Raw genomic sequence first — 20,221 nt, forward strand, 5'->3', positions numbered from 1 at the left:
CGCCGTTTGGTCGAGACGAGTGTAATCGGCAGCAGCTCGCGCGCCAGCCACAAAAGGTCGGGCGATATCCGCACCCGTTTTCCCGACCAAATCGGGAATTTTTCCCGATTGCCCTGAATGCGATCAGGCCGCCGCCGTCGGCACCAGCGCCTCGACGGTCAAGCCGCCGTCGCCGGAGACGACGCTGAGCGTGCCGCCCAGCGCCAGAATCCGCTCGCGCATGCCGACGAGGCCGAAGCCGAGCTTCTGGCCCGGCTCCATGCCGCGGCCATTGTCGCTGACCCGCACCCGCGCACAGAGGCGGCCGTCGCGCGTCGGTTGGTCCGCGGGCTCGATGACGACATTGACCGTGGTCGCGCCGGCATGGCGGAACACGTTGGTGAGCGCCTCCTGCACGACGCGGTAGATGGTGAGGTCGGCGGTCTCGCCGGTCTCCCCCAGCTTCGGCGAGATCGCGGTTTCGATGGTGACGTCGGGATGCGATTCCCGCCACAGCCGCGACAGCGATTCGAGCGCCTGGCCGAGGCCGAGCTCGGCAAGGCCGACGGGCCTTAAGCGCTCCAGCACGCGGCGGGTGAATTGCTGGAGAGCGTTGATCTGCTCCAGCAAGGCGCTGCCATGCTTGCGCACCGCCTCTGCACTTGGCGCCTTCCCGTCCGCAAGCTTTGCCAGCGCGCTGGCATGCGCGCGCAGCGAGAACAGATAGGGCCCGAACTCGTCATGCAGCTCGCGCGCGATCTCCTTTCGCTCGATGTCCTGGAGCGACACCGTGCGTTCGGCAAGGCGCCGCTTGTCCTCGACCGCCTCCCCGAGCGTTGCCGCAAGATGGTTGAGCTTGGTGCAAATCGCGGCCAGCTCCGGCGCGCCGCCCGCTATGACGCGCGCCTCGTAGTGCCCGCCCTCGAGCTCGGCCATGGCTTGCGACAATGATTGGAGCGGCGCCAGCGCCCGACCGACCACCGTCATCATCACCAGGAACAGCGCCAGCGCGATCACCGAGCCGACCTCGAGCTGGGTCACGATGCCATCCCAGATCTCGGCGATCTCGTCGTCGGGATGCGAGGTGATCCGGAGCGAGCCGGGCTTGCCGTGGATCGAGACCGGCACGCTGACCGCAGTCTGCTCGGGGTGAACCAGGCTGACGAACCAGGCCGGCGGCGCGCGCGTGTCCTCGTCGGCATCAGGCCGGGGCGGCGTCAGCGGGTTCCCGCCGGAATCGTGCAGCGCGATGCTGACATGGCGCAGGCGGCTGAGATCGCGCGCGATCTGGTTCAGCCGCGCATCCGGATCGGGCGCCTCGTTCAGATCCGCCACGATCATCTCGATGAATTCGCGGGCAAGCCGGATCACGCTCTGGTCCTCGGCCTGTACGCGGGGACCTGCTTCCGCGACCTGGCGGCCGATATTGACGGCGAGCCCGAGCGCCAGCAGCAGCGCCAGCAGCACGTTAATGCGCGCGCGCAGGGAAAGATTTTGCCACATGGGTGCCGTCCGTGCCTCGCGAAGGTTGGCCCGCGCCTGTCCGATGACGTTGACAGAGGCGAAGCGCCCGATATCTAATCGAAAGCGTACAGCAATCGCGGCCGGGTTGCATGAGGCGACATGAGACGCGCGCGGCGTTCTTGTTCGGATCATGCGGCGCAAAACAGGCCGAAGCTGTCGCGAGGAACGCCTATGCGCATTCTGATCGTTGACGATCATCCCATTGTCGCCTCCGGCTGCCGTGCCGTGCTGGCCGACGAGGGCGAGATCGAGATTTTGGAGGCCGCCGACGCCGAAGACGGCGAGTGCGTCTTCATCGTCGAGCGCCCCGACCTCTGCGTCATCGACATCAACCTGCCGACCGTGTCCGGCTTCGAGCTGGCGCGTCGTATCCTCGAACGCGCGCCCGAGGCCCGCATCATCATGTTCAGCATGAACGACGACCCGGCCTTCGCCGCGCGCGCGATCGAATGCGGCGCCAAGGGCTACGTGTCCAAGACCGGCGACCCCGACGACCTCGTCGAGGCGATCCGCACCGTCGGGGGCGGTGGCACCTACCTGCCGAGCGCGATCGCCCGCAGCATCGCCTTTGCGGGGCCGACGCTGGCGCAGAGCCCTCTCTCCAAGCTGAATGCGCGCGAGATGGAGATTTTGCGGCTGCTCAGCGCCGGAAAGAGCCTGTCCGAGATCGCATGGCTGGTGCAATCGTCCTACAAGACGGTCGCCAACACCTCCTCGATCATGCGACAGAAGCTCGGCGTGAAGACCTCGGTCGAGCTGGTGCGATTGGCGATCGACAGCGGTGTCGCCTGACGGCACGCGTCTCGCCACGAATTCAGTCACACAAGCGTTGCAATCCTGATGTGGCTTGATGCCACGGAGCATAATGGCATGACGATCCAGACTGTCTCGACCAACACATCCTATGGCGGCGTGCAGGGCGTTTACCGCCACGCGAGCGCTTCGACCGGAACCGACATGGTGTTCTCGGTCTATGTTCCCCCGCATGCCGCCGGCGCAAAGCTCCCCGTGGTCTGGTATCTCTCCGGCCTCACCTGCACCCATGCCAACGTCACCGAGAAGGGCGAATTTCGCAAAGCCTGCGCCGAGCTCGGCCTGATCTTCGTCGCGCCCGACACCTCACCGCGCGGGCCGGACGTGCCGGGCGACGCCAACAATGCCTATGATTTCGGCCTGGGCGCCGGCTTCTATGTCGATGCGACGCAAGAGCCGTTCGCGCGCAATTATCGCATGTGGAGCTACGTCACCGACGAGCTGCCGAAGCTGGTGGCGGGAAATTTTCCCGTCGACGCCAAACGGCAATCGGTGATGGGCCATTCCATGGGCGGCCATGGCGCGCTGACGGTCGCGCTGCGCAATCCGCACCGCTATCGCGCGGCGAGCGCGTTTGCGCCGATCGTGGCGCCCTCGCAGGTGCCCTGGGGCATCAAGGCACTGACGGGCTATCTCGGATCCAACAAGGACAATTGGCGCAGCCACGACACGGTGGCGCTGATCGAGGACGGCGCGAAGTATTCCGGCTTCCTGGTCGATGTCGGCGATGCCGACAATTTCCTCAAGGAACAGCTGCGTCCCGAGTTGCTGGAGGCCGCCTGCAGCAAGGCGAACATCCCGCTGACGCTGCGACGGCAGCCGGGCTACGACCACAGCTATTATTTCATCTCGACCTTCATGGGGGATCACCTACACTGGCACGCGGAGCGATTGAAGGGGTGATGCTCTCGTCGCATGCGGCGCGCTGCCCTTCCCTTCTCCCCTTGTGGGAGAAGGTGGCGCGAAGCGCCGGATGAGGGGTTGCTTCCGCGCTTTCAAATAAGAGTTGGACTCGCGGAGAGAACCCCTCACCCGTCTCGCCGCTACGCGGCGAGCCACCCTCTCCCGCAAGGGGAGAGGGAAAAGGCCTACTCCACCTTGCCGTAATTCGGCGCCAGCAGGCGGTTGCGGATCAGGTAGCTCATCGTCCGCGTCCAGGACTCATCCGTATTGCCGCGCATGTCGGCACTGGCGGCGGTGATCATGGCGCCGGTCTTCACGTCGCGCAGATAGATGTTGAGGTTGATGATCAGGTTCGAGACCTTCTGCACCATGCCGGTGATCTCGAGCTCGGCGCCCAGCTCTCCCGCGAGCTTGAGGTCGCAGCCGCCGCAGGCCTGCAGATTGGCGCGGCGGGCGGCGTCCCTGACCGGCGCGATGTCGAGCACGAGGAACTTGCCGGAGTCGGCCAGTTCCTTGCGCAGCTGCTCGCTGATGCGTAGCAGCCGCCCCTCCTCCGGCTTGGAGCCGTAGAACTCACCCGGCAGGCTGGTGTCGATCAGCTCAAAATCGAACACCGCGAGTTTTGGCGGATCGGCGAACGCGACCGAGGCCGTCAACAGCAAAGCTGCGAAACATATCAACGCTCGCATGATTGTGATTCCAGTCCGCGCGAGGACGAAATGCGGGGTTGCATGCCCTGACAAATCGGTCATGCTTCAGCAGAAACAATTCTCCACCGGCGGTCAAGCCGGGGAGCGCACGGAGGAAACATGATCCGATGGTTGGTCGGCCTGATCGGCTGGAGTCTTGCCGCGACAAGCGCGCTCGCGGCGGAGCCTGCCATGATCGGTGTCGGCTATCTCGGCATCGCCGGCACCAGATCGACCCTGTCTCTGGTCGAGCAGCCGGCCGAAAATGACGGCGTCGCCGGCGCGCGCCTCGCCATCGAGGACAACAACACCACCGGAAAATTCACAGGCCAGCGGTTTGCGCTGGAGGAGCGGCGCATCCGGGAAGGCGAGGACGTGGTGCAGGCCGCGACCGCGCTCGCCGAGAAAAACGGCTTCATCATCGCCGACCTGCCGGCGGACGCGCTGCTGAAGGTCGCGGACGCCCTGCGCAATCGCGGCACGCTGCTGTTCAACGCCGGCGCCATCGACGAGCGGCTGCGCGAGGTCGATTGCCGTGCCAACGTCATCCACACCGCGCCGACGCGCGCGATGCTGGCCGACGCGCTCGGCCAGTATCTGGTGTGGAAGCAGTGGAAGCGCTGGCTGCTCGTGGTCGGCTCGCATGACGAGGACAAGCTGTTTGCCGATGCGCTCCGGCGCACCGCCACGCGGTTCGGCGCCAAGATCGTGCAGGAAAAGACCTTCGAGGACAGAGGCGGCGCGCGGCGCACCGATAGCGGCGTGACGCTGATCCAGCGCCAGATGCCGGTGTTCACGCAAGGCGCGCCCGCCTACGACGTGCTCGTGGCTGCCGACGAGAGCGAGGTGTTCGGCGCCTATCTGCCCTATCGCACCTGGGATCCCCGCCCCGTCGCCGGCTCGGCCGGCCTCGTGCCGCGCAGCTGGGATGCATCGCAGGATCAGTGGGGCGCGATCCAGATGCAGAACCGCTTCATCAAGCTGAACGCCCGCCGCATGACGGCGCTCGACATGCAGGCCTGGACCGCGGTGCGCATGATTGGGGAAGCCACCTCGCGCACCAATTCCGGCGACGTCAAGAAGGTCGCCGACTTCATCAAGGGCCCGGATTTCTCGGTCGCCGCCTTCAAGGGCACGCGGCTGACGCTGCGCGACTGGAACCTGCAATTGCGCCAGCCGATCCTGCTGGTCGACGGCCGCATGGTGGTGTCGGTCTCGCCGCAGGAAGGTTTCCTGCACCAGGTCTCCGAGCTCGACACGCTCGGCTACGATCGCCCGGAGAGCAAATGCAAGCTGAAGTGAGGATACGGATGTTGCGCATCTGGCGTGTGGGGCTTCTCTCCGGTCTGGCGCTCGCGGCGGCGCCGGCGCAGGCCTTCGTCGCCTATGTCTCGAACGAGAAGAGCAACACGGTCTCGGTAATCGACACCGACAGCTGGACCGTGACCAAGACCATCAAGGTCGGCCAGCGCCCGCGCGGCATCGAGTTCACGCGTGATGGAAAATTCGTGATGGTCGCGGTCGGCGACGACGACACGATCCAGGTGATCGATGCCAAGACGCAAGCCGTGGTGGACAGCCTGCCTTCCGGCCCCGACCCCGAGCTGTTCGCCCAGGATGCGGCGGGAAAAATTCTCTATGTCGCCAATGAGAACGACAATACGGTGACCGTGATCGACCTTGAGAAGCGCGCACGGCTGGGCGATATCCAGGTCGGTGTCGAGCCCGAGGGGATGACCATCAGCCCCGACGGCAAGATTCTGATCAACACGTCCGAAACGACCAACATGGCGCATTTCATCGACACCGCGTCACGCCAGATCGTCGCCAATGTGCTGGTCGATGCGCGGCCGCGCTTTGCCGAGTTCAAGCACGACGCTTCCGAAGTGTGGGTGTCCTCGGAGATCGGCGGCACCGTCTCGGTGATCGATCCACAGAAGCATGAGGTGATCGGAAAGGTCACATTCGAGATTCCGGGCCTGCGGAAAGAGGCGATCCAGCCGGTCGGCATCGGCATGACCAGGGACGACAAGACCGCCTTCGTCGCGCTCGGCCCGGCCAACCGCGTCGCGATCGTCGATGTCGCGACGCGCAAGGTGACGAAGTATCTGCTTGTCGGACAGCGGGTCTGGCACATGGCGTTCACGCCGGACGAGAAATACCTTCTCACGACCAACGGCGTGTCGAACGACGTTTCCGTGATCGACGTCGCCGCGCAGAAGGTCATCAAGACCATTCAGGTGGGCGAGCTGCCCTGGGGCATCACGATCGCGCCATGACCAGCCCTGCCCCCATCGCCGAACCGCGTGCGACGCCAAGGCCGGATCCGGCGGTGGTGCCGGCGCTGTCGATCGACGGCGTCAGCCATGCCTATGGTCCGCGCCAGGCGCTGATGGATGTCTTCTTCAACGTGCAGCCTGCGAGCTTCACGGCGCTGCTCGGGCTCAACGGCGCCGGCAAGAGCACACTGTTCTCGCTGATCACGCGGCTGTTCGGCATCCAGACCGGCCGCGTCTGCATCTTCGGTCACGACATCAGCAAGAGCCCGGGCGAGGCGCTGCGGCTGCTCGGCGTCGTGTTTCAGCCGCGCACGCTCGACCTCGACCTGTCGCTGACGCAGAATTTGCTCTATCACGCCGCGCTGCATGGCATCAGCCGCCGCGAGGCCGCGACGCGCAGCGCCGAGCTGCTCGGCCGCATCGGGCTCTCCGAGCGCGCTGCGAGCAAGGTGCGCGATCTCTCCGGCGGCCAGATGCGGCGGCTGGAGATCGCGCGCGCGCTGCTGCACCGGCCGCGACTGCTGCTGCTGGACGAGCCGACGGTCGGCCTCGACGTCAAGGCCCGCGCCGACATCATCAGCCATGTCCGCCAGCTCGTGACCGAGCAAGGCATCGGCGTGCTCTGGGCCACGCATCTGTTCGACGAAATCACCGCGGGCGACGACCTCGTGGTGCTGCACCAAGGCAAGGTGCTGGCGCAGGGGCCGATGGCCCGCGTCATCGCAGAAGCCGGCGCGCAGGACGTCAACACCGCCTTCATGCGCCTGACCGGGGCGCAGACCATGCCGGGAGGCGGCGCATGAGCAGCATCACCACGCGCGAGGCGCCGCGCGGGTTCTCGGCCGGCGAGTACATGACCTGCCTCACCGGCATCGTCTGGCGCGAGGGGCTGCGCTTCCTGCATCAGCGCGAGCGTTTCGTCTCGGCGCTGGTGCGGCCGCTGGTGTGGCTGTTCATCTTCGCCGCCGGCTTCCGCCAGGTGCTCGGCATCTCCATCATCCCGCCTTACGAGACCTACATCCTCTACGAGGTCTATATCGCGCCCGGGCTGATGGCGATGATCCAGCTGTTCAACGGCATGCAGTCCTCGCTCTCGATGGTCTACGACCGCGAGATGGGCAATATGCGCACGCTGCTGGTGAGCCCGCTGCCGCGCGGCTTCCTGCTGTTCTGCAAGCTGCTCGCGGGCACCGCCGTGTCGCTGCTCCAGGTCTATGCGTTCCTGCTGATCGCCTGGTTCTGGGACATCAGCCCGCCGCCGATCGGCTATCTCACCGTGCTGCCGGCGCTGATCCTGTCCGGACTAATGCTGGGCTCGCTCGGCATGCTGATCTCCTCCGGCATCAAGCAGCTTGAAAGTTTTGCAGGTGTGATGAACTTCGTGATCTTCCCGATGTTCTTCGCCTCCTCCGCGCTCTACCCGCTCTGGCGGGTGCAGGAGGGCAGCCCTTATCTGTACTATCTCTGCGAGGCCAATCCGTTCACCCATGCGGTCGAGCTGATCCGTTTTGCATTCTACGGTCAGATCGACTGGCTCTCGCTGGCGGTGGTGGCGGGCTGCACAATCGTCTTCATGATCGGCGCGATCTATGCCTATGATCCCTCGCGCGGGCTGGCGCGACGAGGGCCCGCGGGAGGCGAAGGATGACAATTCGGGTTCTGGCCATCGCCGCTTTGGCGCTCGCAGCCGCGAGCACAGCCGCGCGCGCGGCCGATCCGCGCTATCCCAACTGGCCCTGCACGCAAGCCAAGGTGCCGGAGATCTCGCTCGCCGCCGTCTGGACAGGCCCCGCGCTCGACGACGCCGAGACCAAGTGGAAGGACGATGCCAAGGTCACCGCATTGGTTTCAAAACTGTCGGCGCGCAAGACGCCGATGGACGAGGCCGAGAAGTCGGTGAAGGAGTTTCTGGCCGCCTCCGCCGCCGACAAGACCGCAAATGCAAAACTGCTGTTCGCCGGCCTGTTCGACACGCTCAATGCGCAGCGCTCCCAGGTGATGAACGGGCTCGAGCGCGTCAGCCGCAAGCAGCGCGAGGCCGCCGACAGGATCCGTGAGGAAACGATCCAGCTCCAGGCGCTCCAGGGCGCGGCGTCGCGTGACGACAGCAGGGTCGAGGCGCTCAGCAACGAGCTGATCTGGAAGACCCGCATTTTCGAGGACCGCAACAAGGTGGTGCGGTTCGTCTGCGAGGTTCCGACGGCGATCGACCAGCGCCTGTTCGCACTCGGGCGCGTGATCCAGCAGGAAATGGAATAGCGTCAGTTTCACTGACAGCTCGGCAGGAGTTCCGCGATCTCATTGCGGCCATTAACCTTTGTCGCGCTATCTGCCGGAACCAAATCGCTCTAGGATGTCTTGTCGATGTGAATCTCGAACGCCGGGAGGCCTCGATGGGAACCACAAGATCTATCCTCGCAGGCGCTGCGGTCCTCAGCATGCTCGCATCCAGCGCTTTTGCCGACGACATGACCGGAATGGTCACCAGGATCGATCGGCTCAACAGCACGATCTCGATCCAGCAGACGCAGAAGGGCACGGTCGGCAGCAGCGCAGGCGGCGCCGGCGCGCTCCAGGAGTACAAGGCCAAGGACGCCGTGATGCTGGACGCCGTGCATGCCGGTGACCGGGTGACGTACTCGGCGACGGACAATAACGGCACCGGGACGCTGACGAAGCTGCAGAAGCAGTAGATGCGGCGTCATGGCCGGCCTTGTGCCGGCCATCCACGCCTGACCGCACAGCACGAAGAACGTGGATGCCCGGGACCAGCCCGGGCATGACGGCCTCCCTACTGCTCCGGCCTCAGCTCCGGCTGCGCCTCGTCGGTCGGCAGTTTTGCCCGTTCCCAGCCGTCGGTGCCATCAGGATACCAGGCGATGTTGGCGTAGCCGTACGCCAGCGCCCGCTTGGCGGCGTTCCACGACATCCAGCAATCGGCCAGGCAATAGATCACCAGCAGCGCGGCCCTGTCGCCGTGCGCGGCGCGCGCCAGGCCGCGCTGGAAGTAATCGTCCATGGCTGGCGGCAGCGTGCCGTAGCCGGTATCCGGCAGCCAGATGCTGCCCGGGATATTCTTGCGCGGCGCATCGCGCCACACCGTGCCTTCAGGCAGGTTCTTCGGCTTCGGCGCGCGCGGCAACACATCGATGAACGCGCCGCTCCTGGCCCGCCAGATCGCTTCGGCCTCCGCCGTCGTCAGCACGCGCGCACCGGCGAGCGTCGCCGGCACCGGCGCGCGGTAATTGTCGGTGCGATAGCCCTCGGGCTCGAACGGCTCCTGCTGCTGCGCCGATGCCGGGGCCAGCAGCGCCGCAGCGACGAACGCAACGGCAAGACGCCGCCTCATGGCGCCTTCTTGGCCGTCTCCGCGCCGAGCGGCCGGTCGCTCTCGTCCAGCAGCGGCACGCCGAAGTCGAGCAGGATCTTGTTGATCTCGCCCTGGTTCTCCTGGATCAACTTGTTGAGCTGCCGCTTCCAGTTCTGGTCGGCGGGACGCACGCCCATGCCGATGCGATAGACCAGTTTTGGTCCGGTGGTTTCCTTCACCAGCGGCGTGACGTGCATCGCGCCGACCTTTTTCGCATAGTACCCGGCCATCGGTCCCCACAGCACGCCGGCGTCGATCTTGCCGGCAACGAGATCGTCGATCATCGCCTGCGCCGAATTGTCGAATCGCGTGTCGATCATCAGCGGATAGGGCTTTGCATCGCCCATCAGGCCGGCCAGCGCCATGTTGGTCGCGGGCGGCGTGCCCGCGACGATGCCGACATGCTTGCCCTTCAACTTCGCGTCTTCGAGCGTGTCGACTTCCTCCAGCCCGCTGCCGGTCTTCGCGACCAGCGCGTAGGACGTGCGGTAATAGGGATTGGTGCCCTGCACGAGGTCGTCGCCTTGCGGAAAGCCCATGATGACGTCGCAGCGATGCGCGCCCAGCGTCATGCGCACGAAACCGGTGGCCTGCGGAAAGAAGACATAGTCGAGCTTCTTCCCGAGCTTGTTTGCAAAGAACTCGGCCAGCTTGTTTTCGAACCCCTCGCCCTTCTCGTTCGAGAACGGCAAATTGCGCGGGTCCGCGCAGACGCGCAACACATTCGGGTCAACCAGCTCGAACGAGAGGTCGCCGCTGTCCTTGGTCTGCGCCATGGCGACATCGCCGAGCGCGCAGGACGCAACCAGGGCCCACAGTGAAAACAACCAGCGACAATGTCGCCCGGCCTCCGTCATCGCGCTTCCTCCATCTTTTGTTCGAATGCTATCCATGCAACGCAGAACGCGCCATGTTTTGCCAGACTTTGCGCCGGCTTTGCTTTGTTGCAGTGCAACGCGTAAACCCCTTGAACTGAGGCGGAAAAGTGTCTCGCATCGCTCTCGTGATCGCAGCCTTGGCCCTGCTGGGGCCAGCGACGCTAACACCTGCCGGGTCGGCCGAATTGCCTGTGAGCGAAGTCGCGCCGGGAATCTTCGTACACTCCGGGACCATCGCCCTGATGACCCGTGACAACGAGGGCGACATCGCCAATGTCGGCTTCATCGTCGGCGAGGACTCGGTGGCCGTGATCGACACCGGCGGCAGTTTTCGCGAGGGCGAGGCGATGCTGGCGGCGGTGCGAGCCCGCACCAGGAAGCCGATCCGCTACGTCATCAACACCCACGGCCATCCCGACCATGTCTTCGGCAATGCTGCGTTCGTCGCCGAGGGGACCAGTTTCGTCGGCCACAGCAAGCTACCGCAGGCGCTGGCGACGCGCGGGCCTTTCTATCTCGACAATTTTCGCCGCATCATGGGGAACGCGTTAATCGATCCCGTGAAGATCGTACCGCCGACCCTGGTCGTGCAGGACACACTGACGCTCGACCTTGGATCGCGCCGCCTGACCTTGCGGGCGTGGCCGGCCGGGCATAGCGACAACGACCTGACGGTGTTCGACGAGACGAGCAAGACGCTGTTTTCCGGCGACCTCGTCTTCCTCCGCCATATTCCGGTAATGGATGGGAGTATCCGTGGCTGGCTCAACACCCTCGGGGAACTCGCGAAAATTCCGGCGCAGCGCGTCGTTCCCGGTCACGGCCCTGTGAGTGACTGGCCGGCCGCGCTGGACGACGAACGGCGTTATCTTGCGATGCTGCTGGCGGACGTCCGGGCGTCGAACAAGAAGGGCGAGCCGATCCGGACCGCCGCCGACAAGGCATGCGCGTCGGAACGATCGCATTGGGAACTGTTCGACGACTACAACGCCCGCAACGCAACCGCAGCATTTTCGGAAATTGAATGGGAGTAGCGGACGCGCTACGCTGGCGTCACGGGATCAGCTATGCTGACCCGGACTGCTTCGTCGGCACGGGCGATCAGCTTCGCTGACGCCGGGGACCATGACCATGACGGGATGCACACGCCGCCTGACGATGATCGCCGCATTGCTCGGCATCGCCTTCGCTGCGCCGGTGAGCGCCGAGGAAGCCTACGATCCCTGGCCGGGCCTGGTGCAGGACATCTTTGCCAACCGTGCGATGAACGATGGCGCCGACGTGATCGGCATCGAGATGCCCTATCGCGCCGAGGACGCAGCCATTGTGCCGGTCACCCTGCGCAGCAAGCTGTCGCCTGGTGACAGCAGGCGCATCCGCTCGATCACGCTGGTGATCGACCGCAATCCCGCGCCGATGGCTGCGAAGTTCGAGCTCGGCGCCGATGCCAATGTCACCGAGATCTCCACACGCGTGCGCGTCAACAATTACACCGACGTTCACGCAGTCGCCGAGCTCAGCGACGGCCAGCTCTATGTCTCAAAGGTTTACGTGAAGGCCTCCGGCGGCTGCTCGGCGCCGGCCGGAAAGAATGCCGAGGAAGCCAACAACCGCCTCGGCCAGATGCGCTACCGGCAATTCGCGCGCGAGGAGGCGCCGGCGAGCCGCGTCCGCGAGGCGCAAATCATGATCGGCCATCCCAACAATTCAGGCCTGCAAATGGACCAGGTCACGCAGCTCTATATCCCGGCCTTCTTCGTCAACCAGCTCAAGCTGACGCAGGACGACAGCCCCGTGCTGTCGATGGAAGGCGGCATCTCGATCTCGGAAGACCCCAATCTGCGCTTCACCTACGTCTCCAACGGCGCCAAGCGTTTTCGCGCAGAGGCGAAGGACACGGACGGGCATGTGTTCCGCAATGAGTGGGATGTGGAGAAGCCGGGGACGTGAGGCGCAAGGCTTGCGCCGACTGTCCCTCTCCCCTTGCGGGAGAGGGTGGCTCGCTGCGCGGCGGCGAGGCGGGTGAGGGGTATCTCTCCGCAAGTGAAACTCTCAAACGCCTGAGTATGAGGAGAGATACTCCTCATCCGGCGCTTCGCGCCACCTTCTCCCGCAAGGGGAGAAGGAAAAGTGCACCGTCCATGCCGCAATAACTAGAAACACCTCACCTCGGCTTCCGCCTGCGCCCGACGCAAATCATTCACCGCCGAGTTCGCCTGCTCCGACGTGCGGAACTGAACCCCAAGATTGCCGCGCACCTGCGACATGCTCAGCGCGGTTTCCGCGGTGACATAGCGGTCGTAGGTGACGATCGAAGCCACCACGTCGATCGAGCAGGAGCATTGCTCGATCGACTGCCGCGACTCGCCATTGGCTTTCATGCAGCCATAAACGTATTCGGCGCGCGCGGAGGTCGGATAATCGTTGGCCTCCTCGGCGCGCGCGGCGTACATGGTCGCAGCCCACACCGCCAATGCGGCGACAATCGGTCGTAGCCGTCCCGCCAGATTCATGCACGTCCTCCCGCTGGTTGCGACGAAAGCTATGCTATGCGTATTGTCCTGAAAAGCACCCTATCCGAGGAAACGGCTCACAAGGTGATGAGAGTTTTGGGACGAACATTGGCGCTCGCGGTAACGCTGGCGCTGACGCCAGCGTTACCCGGTTACGCTGCGGATACGATCCGCCTTGCGGTGCAGAAGACCGGAACATTCTCCTGGGAACTGGCTGCGATCCGCGCCGGCGGGCTCGACAAGGAAGCCGACCTGTCGCTGGACGTCACCGAGCTTGCGAGCCCCGAAGCCGGCAAGATCGCGCTGCGTGCCGGCAGTGCCGACATCATCCTGTCCGACTGGCTATGGGTGTCGCGCGAGCGCGCCCTCGGCGCCAGGCTCACCTTCTATCCCTATTCCAGCGCACTCGGCGCGGTGATGGTGCCGGCGGCCTCGCCGCTCAAGACGCTGGCCGATCTGAAGGGACGCAAGCTCGGCGTCGGCGGCGGCGCGATCGACAAGAGCTGGCTGCTGCTGCAGGCGCGGATGAAGCAGGACGGCATCGACCTGAAGTCGGATGCGAGCATTGTCTATGGCGCCCCGCCCCTGATCGCTGCCAAGGCGCTCGATGGCGAGATGGATGCGAGCCTCAATTTCTGGAATTTCTGCGCCCAGCTCGAGGCCAGGGGTTTTCGGCGCCTCGCAGGCATCGAGGACATTTTGCCGAAACTTGGCGCCAAAGGCGCCGTCTCTGCTGTCGGCTATGTCTTCGACGAAGGCTGGGCGACGAGCCATCGCGACGCCGTGGCGCGCTTCATCGCGATGACCCGCAAGGCCAAGCAGCTGCTGATCACATCGGATACCGCCTGGGACAAGATCGCGCCGCTCACCGGCACCAGCGATGCCACCATGCTCCGGACATACCGCGACCGCTATCGCGACGGCATTCCGCGCCGGAGCATCGCCGATGAGGAGGCGGATGCGCGCGTGCTCTATCGCGTGCTGGCCGAGATCGGCGGCCGCGACCTGGTCGGGCCGGCGGCGGAGCTCGACCCCGGCACGTTCTATCACGCAGTCCCTGGAGACTGAGGTGCTGCGTCTTCTCTCGTTTGCCCTGTTTCTCGCGATCTGGTGGATTGCCGCGCTGTTCGTCGGCGGCGCCAAGCTGCCCTCCCCGCCCGCCGTGCTCAACGTCATCGTCGCGGAAGCATCGAGCGGCGCACTGTTCCTGCATCTGGGTGCGACGCTGGCGCGTGTGATCCTCGCCTTCGTGCTGGCGATGTCGCTCGGTAGCGCCATCGGCTATCTGATGGGACGGGTGAAGCTCGCCGACCGGCTCGGCGACCCCTGGCTGATCCTGCTCCTGAACCTGCCGGCACTGGTCGTGATCGTGCTGGCCTATATCTGGGCCGGCCTCACCGAGGCCGCCGCGATCGCGGCGATCGCCATCAACAAGCTGCCGACCGCCATCGTCACCCTGCGCGAGGGCACGCGCGCGCTCGACCGTTCGCTCGACGAGATGGCGGCCGTGTTCGCGATGCCGCGCTGGCGGGCCTTCCGCCATGTCGTGCTGCCGCAGCTTGCGCCCTATATCGCGGCCTCCGCCCGCTCCGGATTGTCGCTGGTGTGGAAGATCGTGCTGGTCGCCGAACTGCTGGGACGGCCGAACGGCGTCGGCTTCGAGATCGGCGTCGCCTTCCAGCTGTTCGACACGCCGCGGCTGCTCGCCTATTCGCTGACCTTTGCCGCCGTCGTGCTCGTGATCGAGACGGTGCTGGTGCAGCCTTTCGAAGCCCGCGCAACACGGTGGCGGCCCCGTGCGGCTTGAGGTCGAGATCACAGGCAAGACGTTCAAAAGCGTCGCGGGCGGGACGCATGAGGTGCTGGCGCCGGTCAAATTCGCGCTTCAATCCGGAGAGGTCGGCGTGCTGATCGGCCCGTCCGGCTGCGGCAAGAGCACGATGCTGCGCATCATCCTCGGACTGGACCGCGATTTCGCCGGACGCATCGCGAGGCCGCCGGAGGCGCGGATCGGCATGGTGTTCCAGGAGCCGCGGCTGCTGCCGTGGCGCTCGGTCGAGCAGAATGTGCGGCTGGCCGCGCCTGATATCACCGACGCCAAGCTGTCGGAGCTGTTCAGGATCCTGGAGCTGGAAGCGCATCGCAGCCACTTTCCCGGCGAGCTATCGCTGGGGCTCGCCCGGCGCGTCGCGCTTGCCCGCGCCTTCGCGGTCGAGCCCGATCTGCTCGTGCTCGACGAGCCGCTGGCTTCTCTCGACGACGCACTGGCCGGCCGCCTGCGCGACGAGATCGCGACATTGGTGGCAAGCCGTCCGATCATGACGCTGCTCGTCACCCACAGCCTCGATGACGCGATCCGTCTCGGGGACCGCCTGTTCGTTCTGTCGGCACGACCGGCGCGCATCGTGCAGGAAGTACCGATCGCCGTTCCGCGTGCTGCGCGCACCGAAGCGGAGCTCGGCAGGATCAGGGCCGAGCTCGCGGCGGTGCAGCTTGAATCGAAATGATAACTCGTGGTCAACTGCACCAAACGAGATTGCCAGGGAGGTTCACCATGCGGCGTACGCTGATTGCGATCGGCATCCTGTTGGTTGCGATGCCGGGCACGGCGCTCGCGCAGGCCAAGGGCAAGGGCATCCGTCTCTGGAACCTGACGACGGAGACGATTTCCGGCTTCCAGCTCTCACCGGCCGGCAAGACCGACTGGGGACCGAACCAATGCCTGAACGACAAGGACAAGGAGGTCGACCACGACGAGCGGCTGCGCATCACCGGCGTCGAGCCCGGCCGCTACGACGCCAGGGTCAGCTATCCCAATGCGCGGCAATGCGTCGTTCGCGACATCGAGATCAAGGCCGACGCAGTGTTCTCGATCGCCGACAAGGATCTGAAGGACTGCACCAAGTAGCCCGCGCCTCACGCCTTGTCGTTCGGGTGCGGGTATTCGCAGCGCCAGCGCACCGCCTGCCATTTCGGATGGTCGCCGACCCATTGCGCGATATAGGGCTGCGCGCCCATCACGCATTGCTTGGGCGACCCCGCATAGTTGAACACCAGATGCTGCTCCTCGCAGGTCGCAGGCGAGAGCACCACACACACAGTCACCACCAGGTCGATCGGGTTCATGCCGGGATCCTCGCGCGGGGGGCGATTGAGATTAGCACGAAGGAATACGCTTCGGGGAGCGGGAAGTTTCAGTCGGGGACGCAGCAGCGCTAGAAATTCACCCCGAACACCAGCCTCGCCTGGTGGCGCTCGAAATTGACGAGATCGAGATTGGCGCCTGATCCGGCCGGGCGGCCCCAGGCCTGCATGCTCCAGCTCAGGGTGAGCCGCGACGTCTCCGACAGCTGGACATAGGCGGTGGGCCCGACGAACAGGGCCTGCCCTGCAAACTCGCCGAGGCCGATGCCTTCATACTGCCGGAAGTAACGCATCTCGCCGCCGAGCAGCAGGTTGGGCCGCACCCGGACCAGGCCGGCGAAGGCGGCGCCGATCGTGGAGCTTTTTTCCGATACCCCCGCGACCTCGAAGCGCGCCCATTCCGGCTGATAAATCAAATTGAGGGCGCCGATGGCGAAATTCGGGATCAGCTCGCGGTCGAAGGCGAGCGTGAAGTCGGTGCCGTACATCCGGCCTTTTGCACCAGAGGTTTCGTCGATGCGGTCGCCATGAAGCTCGGCGGCGACCGTCAACCCAAATGGCGCGCGCGCCCGGTCGAGCAGGCGATAACGCAGGTCGAGCGAGGCGCCCTGGAAATTGAACTGGCGGCGATCGTCGATATCGGGGACGCCGGTGATGTCGTGCAGGGTGGCAGCGCCGCCCAACTCGATGCGAAAGTTCGGCAGCGGCACGACCTCGATCTCGATCTCCTGCTGGAGGGCACGATAGGTGCCGCCGCCCTTGCCAAAGCGCCCCGTGGTCTGGGTCTGGAATTCGCGTTCGCCGGGATTGCCGACGTCGGTGCCGATCATGAAGCCGAAGATATGCTCCGTATCAAAACCCTCTTCGGCGCGGACGCAGGCCGGTGCAAGCGCAACGCTGCACGCGACCACTGTCCAAACTGTCTGGGCTCCGATGCGCATCGTGAACACTACCACGGCTTCGATGGCATTCGCCACCGAAGCCGCGGCAGGTTCGTCGGTCCTACTTGCGCGCAGCGCAGGCGTACATGTTGATTTCCATGCCGACCGGCACTTCCACGATCTTCGGAGCTTTCCAGGCCATTCGGGGTCTCCCAAGGTATTGAGCGCGACATCGCGCCGGGCAAAACCTAGGGCTGGGTCAAACGCAGTGCAAGTCTGGAATCGAAGCGCAAACACAGCGAACTGTCGCATTGTGCTGGCGAATTTCCCTCTCGGGCAAATCGGCTTCGCTCCCAGTCAAGCGGCGCGCCTCTCATCGCAACAAGCGCAGCAGCGCACGGCCGGCGGGCGCATTCAGCTCCTTTGCGTCCAGCGTTCCGTCCTTGTCGGGATTTGCAGCGTTGAAGCGCTGCTCCACGACGGACAGATATTCATCGAGCGTGAGAGTCCCGTCGCGATCGGGATCGGCGGCGGCGAGTTCTTTCGGCGTTAACCGCCCGCGCAATTCGCGCGCATCCAGCGTGCCATCGTGATCCGGATCGAGCTTGGCGAACAGCGCGGCTGCCGCCTTCTTCACCTCGGCGAGATCGAGCGTGCCGTCATTGTCGGTATCGAACATTTTGACGGCGTTGCCGGAAGCAGCCCACGCCGGGCCGGACAGCACTGCAACCGTGAGCGCAAGCACAACTGAGCGACGTGAAATCATTTCGACCTCCCTGACCAAGAGTCCCGATTCGCGCGGGATCGAAACGACATAAGTCTACAAGCCAGCCCCGGTTCAAGTGCGGAATTGCAGCCTGCGCACCGCACAACTCGCGGAACCCGGCTTGCCGAGACGAACGAGCCGAAGCTGCCACCGCGCCACGTCACGGAATTTTTCCAGCGTCTGCGCGCAAGTGAAAGTCGTTTGTCAGGTTTCTGTCAGGTGACCGGCATCTGGCATCCAACATATCGGCAGCACGCCTGCGACTTTCGTATTGACGGGTTTTGCAATCGGGCGGAGTGTTGCCATCGCAGCGTCAAAAGGCGCGCATATTGGGAGGAACGGATGAAACGCTTAGCGATGGCCGCGAGCCTCGTCATGCTTGCATCGACTTGTGCAAACGCACAAACCAACGAGCAGCTGGTCAAGGGTGCGACCGATACATCGAACGTTCTCAACTACGGGATGGGCTACAATCTCCAGCGCTTCTCGACCCTGAACCAGATCAACAAGGACACCGTCAAGAACCTCGTCCCGGTCTGGAATTACAGTTTCAACGACGATCGCAGCGAGGAATCGCAGCCGCTGGTGTACCAGGGCGTGATTTACGTGACCTCGCACAACGCGACCATGGCGGTCGACGCCAAGACCGGCAAGCAGATCTGGAAGAGCAAGATCGAATATCCCGCCGAGACGCCGCGCATTGTCTGCTGCGGCATCATCAACCGCGGCGCGGCGCTCTACGACGGCAAGGTATTCCGCACCACGCTCGATGCCAACGTGGTCGCGCTCGATGCCAAGGACGGCAAGGAGCTGTGGCGGCAGAAAGCGGCCGACATCAAGGAAGGCTATTCGATGACGGTGGCGCCGCTGGTCGCCGACGGCGTGGTCATCACCGGCATCTCCGGCGCCGAGTTCGGCACCCGCGGCTTCATCGACGGCTGGGATCCGGCCACCGGCAAGCATCTCTGGCGCACCCATTCGATCCCCTCGCCGGACGAGCCCGGCGGCGACACCTGGAAGGGCGATACCTGGAAGCTCGGCGGCGGCTCGACCTGGATCACGGGCTCCTACGATCCCGAGCTGAACACGGTCTATTGGGGCATCGGCAATCCGGGCCCGTTCAATTCGGCGGTGCGGCCCGGCGACAACCTCTACACCTGCTCCGTGCTGGCGATGGATCCCAAGACCGGCAAGATCAAGTGGCACTACCAGTTCTCGCCGAACAATCCGTTCGACTATGACTCGGTGGCCGAGATGGTCCTCGCCGACATGAATGTCGAGGGCAAACCGACCAAGGTGCTGATGGATGCCAACCGCAACGGCTTCTTCTACGTGCTCGACCGCACCAACGGAAAGCTGCTCGCGGCCAATCCCTACGTGAAGGTGAACTGGGCGACCGGCATCGACATGAAGACGGGACGTCCGATCGAGACCGACGTTTCGAAGGACGCGCGCGACGGCAAGAAGGTCACGGTCTATCCGTCGATCCTCGGCGGCAAGAACTGGGAACCGATGTCGTTCAACCCGCAGACCGGCCTCGCCTACGCCAACACCCTCGCCTTCGGCGGCAGGTACAAGACCGAGCCCGCCACCTTCAAGCAGGGTGAATGGTATCTCGGCATGGACCTCACCGATCTCTGGGAATGGGGTGACGGTCCGCGCGGCCATCTGAAGGCGATCGATCCGATGACCGGCAAGGCCAAGTGGGAAGCGCCAAGCGACATCCCGCGTTTCTCGGGCGTGCTGTCGACCGCAGGCGGCGTCGTATTCTCCGGCGCGCTGACCGGCGAGTTCGAAGCCTTCGATGCCGACACCGGCAAGAAGCTCTGGCAGTTCCAGACCGGCTCCGGCATCGAGGGACAGCCGGTGACCTGGCAGCAGGACGGCGTGCAGTACGTCGCCGTCACCAGCGGCTATGGCGGCGTCTATTCGCTGTTCTCCGGCGACGAGCGGCTTGCAAAAGTGCCGCCCGGCGGCTCGCTGTGGGTCTTTGCGGTCAAGCAGTAAACACGGCACGATGCTGAAAGACATATCTCACAAGACGGTGGCGACCATCGCCACCGTCGCGGCGCTGACGGTTGCGCTTGCAGCGACCGTTTGTGCCGCGGACGACACAAATGGCAATCCCGTGCAGGCACAGATCGACCACGGCAAGTCGACCTATGCTTCGAAATGCTCGCACTGCCACGGTCCCAACATGATGAACTCCGGCACCATCACGCCGGACCTGCGCGCCTTTCCCGACGACAAGACACGCTTCGTCACCACCGTGAAGAACGGCAAGAACAACAAGATGCCGCCCTGGGCCGACATCCTCAGCGACGACGAGATCACCGATCTCTGGGCCTTTGTCTCGAGCCGGAGGAAGCCATGAGGCCCTGGCTCGTCGCGTGGAGTGTTGCCGCGACGCTGGCGGCGGCCACGGCCGCGCAAGCGGCCGACGATCCGCTCAAGGTCTGCCTCGACGAGGACCGGCCGGGGG

The 20,221-nt window shown here is 64.8% G+C and carries 25 protein-coding genes; 16 read left to right on the top strand and 9 right to left on the bottom strand.

All coding sequences use genetic code 11. From position 1 onward, the window contains the following. Positions 1-123 precede the first annotated feature (123 nt). Complete coding sequence (locus PMI42_RS25755) at positions 124-1,482, bottom strand: histidine kinase (RefSeq protein WP_008139522.1); 1,359 nt, start codon at positions 1,480-1,482, stop codon at positions 124-126. A gap of 192 nt (positions 1,483-1,674) precedes the next feature. On the opposite strand from PMI42_RS25755, the gene PMI42_RS25760 reads away from it, so the two are divergent. Next, on the top strand, positions 1,675-2,295 hold the full coding sequence (locus tag PMI42_RS25760) for a response regulator (protein WP_008139523.1): 621 nt from the start codon (positions 1,675-1,677) through the stop codon (positions 2,293-2,295). A 78-nt stretch (positions 2,296-2,373) separates the two neighbouring features. Then, the gene (gene fghA / locus PMI42_RS25765) at positions 2,374-3,219 is read left to right on the top strand and encodes an S-formylglutathione hydrolase (protein ID WP_008139525.1); all 846 of its coding nucleotides are present in this window, start codon (positions 2,374-2,376) and stop codon (positions 3,217-3,219) included. A 185-nt stretch (positions 3,220-3,404) separates the two neighbouring features. On the opposite strand, the gene PMI42_RS25770 is transcribed toward fghA, so the two are convergent. After that, on the bottom strand, positions 3,405-3,971 hold the full coding sequence (locus tag PMI42_RS25770; protein WP_085969775.1) for a DUF3280 domain-containing protein: 567 nt from the start codon (positions 3,969-3,971) through the stop codon (positions 3,405-3,407). 57 nt (positions 3,972-4,028) lie between these two features. Here PMI42_RS25770 and PMI42_RS25775 point away from each other — a divergent pair, with 57 nt between their 5' ends. The 6 genes from PMI42_RS25775 (at position 4,029) to PMI42_RS25800 (ending at position 8,880) form a co-directional block, all read left to right on the top strand. Beyond that, positions 4,029-5,210: a lanthanide ABC transporter ABC transporter substrate-binding protein PedA1 gene (locus PMI42_RS25775; RefSeq protein WP_008139529.1), complete on the top strand. Its 1,182-nt coding sequence runs from the start codon at positions 4,029-4,031 to the stop codon at positions 5,208-5,210. A gap of 8 nt (positions 5,211-5,218) precedes the next feature. After that, positions 5,219-6,187, top strand: coding sequence for a YVTN family beta-propeller repeat protein (locus tag PMI42_RS25780; protein WP_008139531.1), 969 nt, complete (start codon positions 5,219-5,221; stop codon positions 6,185-6,187). After that, positions 6,184-6,990 (top strand): lanthanide ABC transporter ATP-binding protein PedB/LutE, encoded by an 807-nt coding sequence (locus PMI42_RS25785; RefSeq protein ID WP_008139533.1) that lies wholly within the window; start codon positions 6,184-6,186, stop codon positions 6,988-6,990. The genes PMI42_RS25780 and PMI42_RS25785 overlap by 4 nt, the downstream gene beginning before the upstream one ends. Continuing rightward, positions 6,987-7,835: a lanthanide ABC transporter permease protein PedC gene (locus tag PMI42_RS25790; protein ID WP_008139536.1), complete on the top strand. Its 849-nt coding sequence runs from the start codon at positions 6,987-6,989 to the stop codon at positions 7,833-7,835. The genes PMI42_RS25785 and PMI42_RS25790 overlap by 4 nt, the downstream gene beginning before the upstream one ends. Beyond that, entirely contained in the window at positions 7,832-8,446 is a 615-nt protein-coding gene (locus tag PMI42_RS25795) for a hypothetical protein (RefSeq protein WP_008139538.1), read from the top strand. The genes PMI42_RS25790 and PMI42_RS25795 overlap by 4 nt, the downstream gene beginning before the upstream one ends. A 134-nt stretch (positions 8,447-8,580) precedes the next feature. After that, positions 8,581-8,880 (top strand): copper-binding protein, encoded by a 300-nt coding sequence (locus PMI42_RS25800; protein ID WP_008139540.1) that lies wholly within the window; start codon positions 8,581-8,583, stop codon positions 8,878-8,880. A gap of 98 nt (positions 8,881-8,978) precedes the next feature. Here the strand turns inward: PMI42_RS25800 and PMI42_RS25805 are convergent, their stop codons facing one another. Next, positions 8,979-9,536 (bottom strand): PQQ-dependent catabolism-associated CXXCW motif protein, encoded by a 558-nt coding sequence (locus PMI42_RS25805; RefSeq protein ID WP_008139541.1) that lies wholly within the window; start codon positions 9,534-9,536, stop codon positions 8,979-8,981. Then, complete coding sequence (locus tag PMI42_RS25810; protein WP_008139542.1) at positions 9,533-10,414, bottom strand: substrate-binding domain-containing protein; 882 nt, start codon at positions 10,412-10,414, stop codon at positions 9,533-9,535. Before PMI42_RS25810 ends, PMI42_RS25805 begins: the two co-directional genes overlap by 4 nt. Positions 10,415-10,542: 128 nt before the next feature. Here PMI42_RS25810 and PMI42_RS25815 point away from each other — a divergent pair, with 128 nt between their 5' ends. Continuing rightward, positions 10,543-11,469, top strand: a complete 927-nt coding sequence (locus PMI42_RS25815; RefSeq protein WP_008139544.1) for a quinoprotein relay system zinc metallohydrolase 2 — start codon at positions 10,543-10,545, stop codon at positions 11,467-11,469. 97 nt (positions 11,470-11,566) lie between these two features. Beyond that, positions 11,567-12,385 (top strand): quinoprotein dehydrogenase-associated SoxYZ-like carrier, encoded by an 819-nt coding sequence (locus PMI42_RS25820; protein ID WP_008139547.1) that lies wholly within the window; start codon positions 11,567-11,569, stop codon positions 12,383-12,385. Positions 12,386-12,588: 203 nt separating this feature from the next. Here PMI42_RS25820 and PMI42_RS25825 read toward each other — a convergent pair whose 3' ends face one another. Next, complete coding sequence (locus PMI42_RS25825; RefSeq protein WP_008139550.1) at positions 12,589-12,948, bottom strand: hypothetical protein; 360 nt, start codon at positions 12,946-12,948, stop codon at positions 12,589-12,591. 87 nt (positions 12,949-13,035) lie between these two features. On the opposite strand from PMI42_RS25825, the gene PMI42_RS25830 reads away from it, so the two are divergent. Genes PMI42_RS25830 through PMI42_RS25845 form a run of 4 tightly spaced genes read left to right on the top strand, consistent with a single transcriptional unit; the run spans position 13,036 to position 15,856 of the window. Then, positions 13,036-14,016 (top strand): ABC transporter substrate-binding protein, encoded by a 981-nt coding sequence (locus tag PMI42_RS25830; RefSeq protein ID WP_035966627.1) that lies wholly within the window; start codon positions 13,036-13,038, stop codon positions 14,014-14,016. 1 nt (position 14,017) lies between these two features. After that, on the top strand, positions 14,018-14,755 hold the full coding sequence (locus tag PMI42_RS25835) for an ABC transporter permease (protein WP_008139553.1): 738 nt from the start codon (positions 14,018-14,020) through the stop codon (positions 14,753-14,755). Further along, positions 14,745-15,455, top strand: a complete 711-nt coding sequence (locus PMI42_RS25840; protein ID WP_008139555.1) for an ABC transporter ATP-binding protein — start codon at positions 14,745-14,747, stop codon at positions 15,453-15,455. The genes PMI42_RS25835 and PMI42_RS25840 overlap by 11 nt, the downstream gene beginning before the upstream one ends. A gap of 47 nt (positions 15,456-15,502) precedes the next feature. Next, entirely contained in the window at positions 15,503-15,856 is a 354-nt protein-coding gene (locus PMI42_RS25845) for a hypothetical protein (RefSeq protein WP_008139557.1), read from the top strand. Positions 15,857-15,864: 8 nt separating this feature from the next. Here the strand turns inward: PMI42_RS25845 and PMI42_RS25850 are convergent, their stop codons facing one another. The 4 genes from PMI42_RS25850 to lanM all read right to left on the bottom strand — a co-directional run bounded on the left by PMI42_RS25850 (position 15,865) and on the right by lanM (position 17,739). Continuing rightward, positions 15,865-16,074 carry a hypothetical protein gene (locus tag PMI42_RS25850; RefSeq protein WP_008139558.1) on the bottom strand — a complete coding sequence of 70 codons (210 nt, stop codon included), beginning with the start codon at positions 16,072-16,074 and terminating at the stop codon, positions 15,865-15,867. An 89-nt stretch (positions 16,075-16,163) separates the two neighbouring features. Then, the gene (locus PMI42_RS25855; RefSeq protein ID WP_008139560.1) at positions 16,164-17,069 is read right to left on the bottom strand and encodes a DUF6662 family protein; all 906 of its coding nucleotides are present in this window, start codon (positions 17,067-17,069) and stop codon (positions 16,164-16,166) included. Between the two features lie 25 nt (positions 17,070-17,094). Continuing rightward, positions 17,095-17,175 carry a pyrroloquinoline quinone precursor peptide PqqA gene (gene pqqA, locus PMI42_RS25860; RefSeq protein WP_012029362.1) on the bottom strand — a complete coding sequence of 27 codons (81 nt, stop codon included), beginning with the start codon at positions 17,173-17,175 and terminating at the stop codon, positions 17,095-17,097. A 171-nt stretch (positions 17,176-17,346) separates the two neighbouring features. After that, positions 17,347-17,739 (bottom strand): lanmodulin LanM, encoded by a 393-nt coding sequence (lanM, locus tag PMI42_RS25865; RefSeq protein ID WP_008139562.1) that lies wholly within the window; start codon positions 17,737-17,739, stop codon positions 17,347-17,349. A 342-nt stretch (positions 17,740-18,081) separates the two neighbouring features. Between lanM and PMI42_RS25870 the strand changes: the two genes are divergently transcribed. Together PMI42_RS25870 and PMI42_RS25875 are read left to right on the top strand one after the other, a co-directional pair. Beyond that, positions 18,082-19,746, top strand: a complete 1,665-nt coding sequence (locus tag PMI42_RS25870; protein ID WP_008139564.1) for a methanol/ethanol family PQQ-dependent dehydrogenase — start codon at positions 18,082-18,084, stop codon at positions 19,744-19,746. A 10-nt stretch (positions 19,747-19,756) separates the two neighbouring features. Then, positions 19,757-20,113, top strand: coding sequence for a c-type cytochrome (locus PMI42_RS25875; RefSeq protein WP_008139566.1), 357 nt, complete (start codon positions 19,757-19,759; stop codon positions 20,111-20,113). The last annotated feature ends 108 nt before the right edge of the window (positions 20,114-20,221 follow it).

Origin of the sequence: Bradyrhizobium sp. YR681 (assembly GCF_000282615.1) — a bacterium.
In the GTDB taxonomy this organism is placed as follows: Bacteria; Pseudomonadota; Alphaproteobacteria; order Rhizobiales; family Xanthobacteraceae; genus Bradyrhizobium.

Excerpts from the sequence above, each read along its gene's own strand:
- PMI42_RS25755 (WP_008139522.1), bottom strand. The coding sequence starts at position 1,482 with ATGTGGCAAAATCTTTCCCTGCGCGCGCGCATTAACGTGCTGCTGGCG.
- PMI42_RS25760 (WP_008139523.1), top strand. The coding sequence starts at position 1,675 with ATGCGCATTCTGATCGTTGACGATCATCCCATTGTCGCCTCCGGCTGC.
- fghA (WP_008139525.1), top strand. The coding sequence starts at position 2,374 with ATGACGATCCAGACTGTCTCGACCAACACATCCTATGGCGGCGTGCAG.
- PMI42_RS25770 (WP_085969775.1), bottom strand. The coding sequence starts at position 3,971 with ATGACCGATTTGTCAGGGCATGCAACCCCGCATTTCGTCCTCGCGCGG.
- PMI42_RS25775 (WP_008139529.1), top strand. The coding sequence starts at position 4,029 with ATGATCCGATGGTTGGTCGGCCTGATCGGCTGGAGTCTTGCCGCGACA.
- PMI42_RS25780 (WP_008139531.1), top strand. The coding sequence starts at position 5,219 with ATGTTGCGCATCTGGCGTGTGGGGCTTCTCTCCGGTCTGGCGCTCGCG.
- PMI42_RS25785 (WP_008139533.1), top strand. The coding sequence starts at position 6,184 with ATGACCAGCCCTGCCCCCATCGCCGAACCGCGTGCGACGCCAAGGCCG.
- PMI42_RS25790 (WP_008139536.1), top strand. The coding sequence starts at position 6,987 with ATGAGCAGCATCACCACGCGCGAGGCGCCGCGCGGGTTCTCGGCCGGC.
- PMI42_RS25795 (WP_008139538.1), top strand. The coding sequence starts at position 7,832 with ATGACAATTCGGGTTCTGGCCATCGCCGCTTTGGCGCTCGCAGCCGCG.
- PMI42_RS25800 (WP_008139540.1), top strand. The coding sequence starts at position 8,581 with ATGGGAACCACAAGATCTATCCTCGCAGGCGCTGCGGTCCTCAGCATG.
- PMI42_RS25805 (WP_008139541.1), bottom strand. The coding sequence starts at position 9,536 with ATGAGGCGGCGTCTTGCCGTTGCGTTCGTCGCTGCGGCGCTGCTGGCC.
- PMI42_RS25810 (WP_008139542.1), bottom strand. The coding sequence starts at position 10,414 with ATGACGGAGGCCGGGCGACATTGTCGCTGGTTGTTTTCACTGTGGGCC.
- PMI42_RS25820 (WP_008139547.1), top strand. The coding sequence starts at position 11,567 with ATGACGGGATGCACACGCCGCCTGACGATGATCGCCGCATTGCTCGGC.
- PMI42_RS25825 (WP_008139550.1), bottom strand. The coding sequence starts at position 12,948 with ATGAATCTGGCGGGACGGCTACGACCGATTGTCGCCGCATTGGCGGTG.
- PMI42_RS25830 (WP_035966627.1), top strand. The coding sequence starts at position 13,036 with ATGAGAGTTTTGGGACGAACATTGGCGCTCGCGGTAACGCTGGCGCTG.
- PMI42_RS25845 (WP_008139557.1), top strand. The coding sequence starts at position 15,503 with ATGCGGCGTACGCTGATTGCGATCGGCATCCTGTTGGTTGCGATGCCG.
- PMI42_RS25850 (WP_008139558.1), bottom strand. The coding sequence starts at position 16,074 with ATGAACCCGATCGACCTGGTGGTGACTGTGTGTGTGGTGCTCTCGCCT.
- pqqA (WP_012029362.1), bottom strand. The coding sequence starts at position 17,175 with ATGGCCTGGAAAGCTCCGAAGATCGTGGAAGTGCCGGTCGGCATGGAA.
- lanM (WP_008139562.1), bottom strand. The coding sequence starts at position 17,739 with ATGATTTCACGTCGCTCAGTTGTGCTTGCGCTCACGGTTGCAGTGCTG.
- PMI42_RS25870 (WP_008139564.1), top strand. The coding sequence starts at position 18,082 with ATGAAACGCTTAGCGATGGCCGCGAGCCTCGTCATGCTTGCATCGACT.
- PMI42_RS25875 (WP_008139566.1), top strand. The coding sequence starts at position 19,757 with ATGCTGAAAGACATATCTCACAAGACGGTGGCGACCATCGCCACCGTC.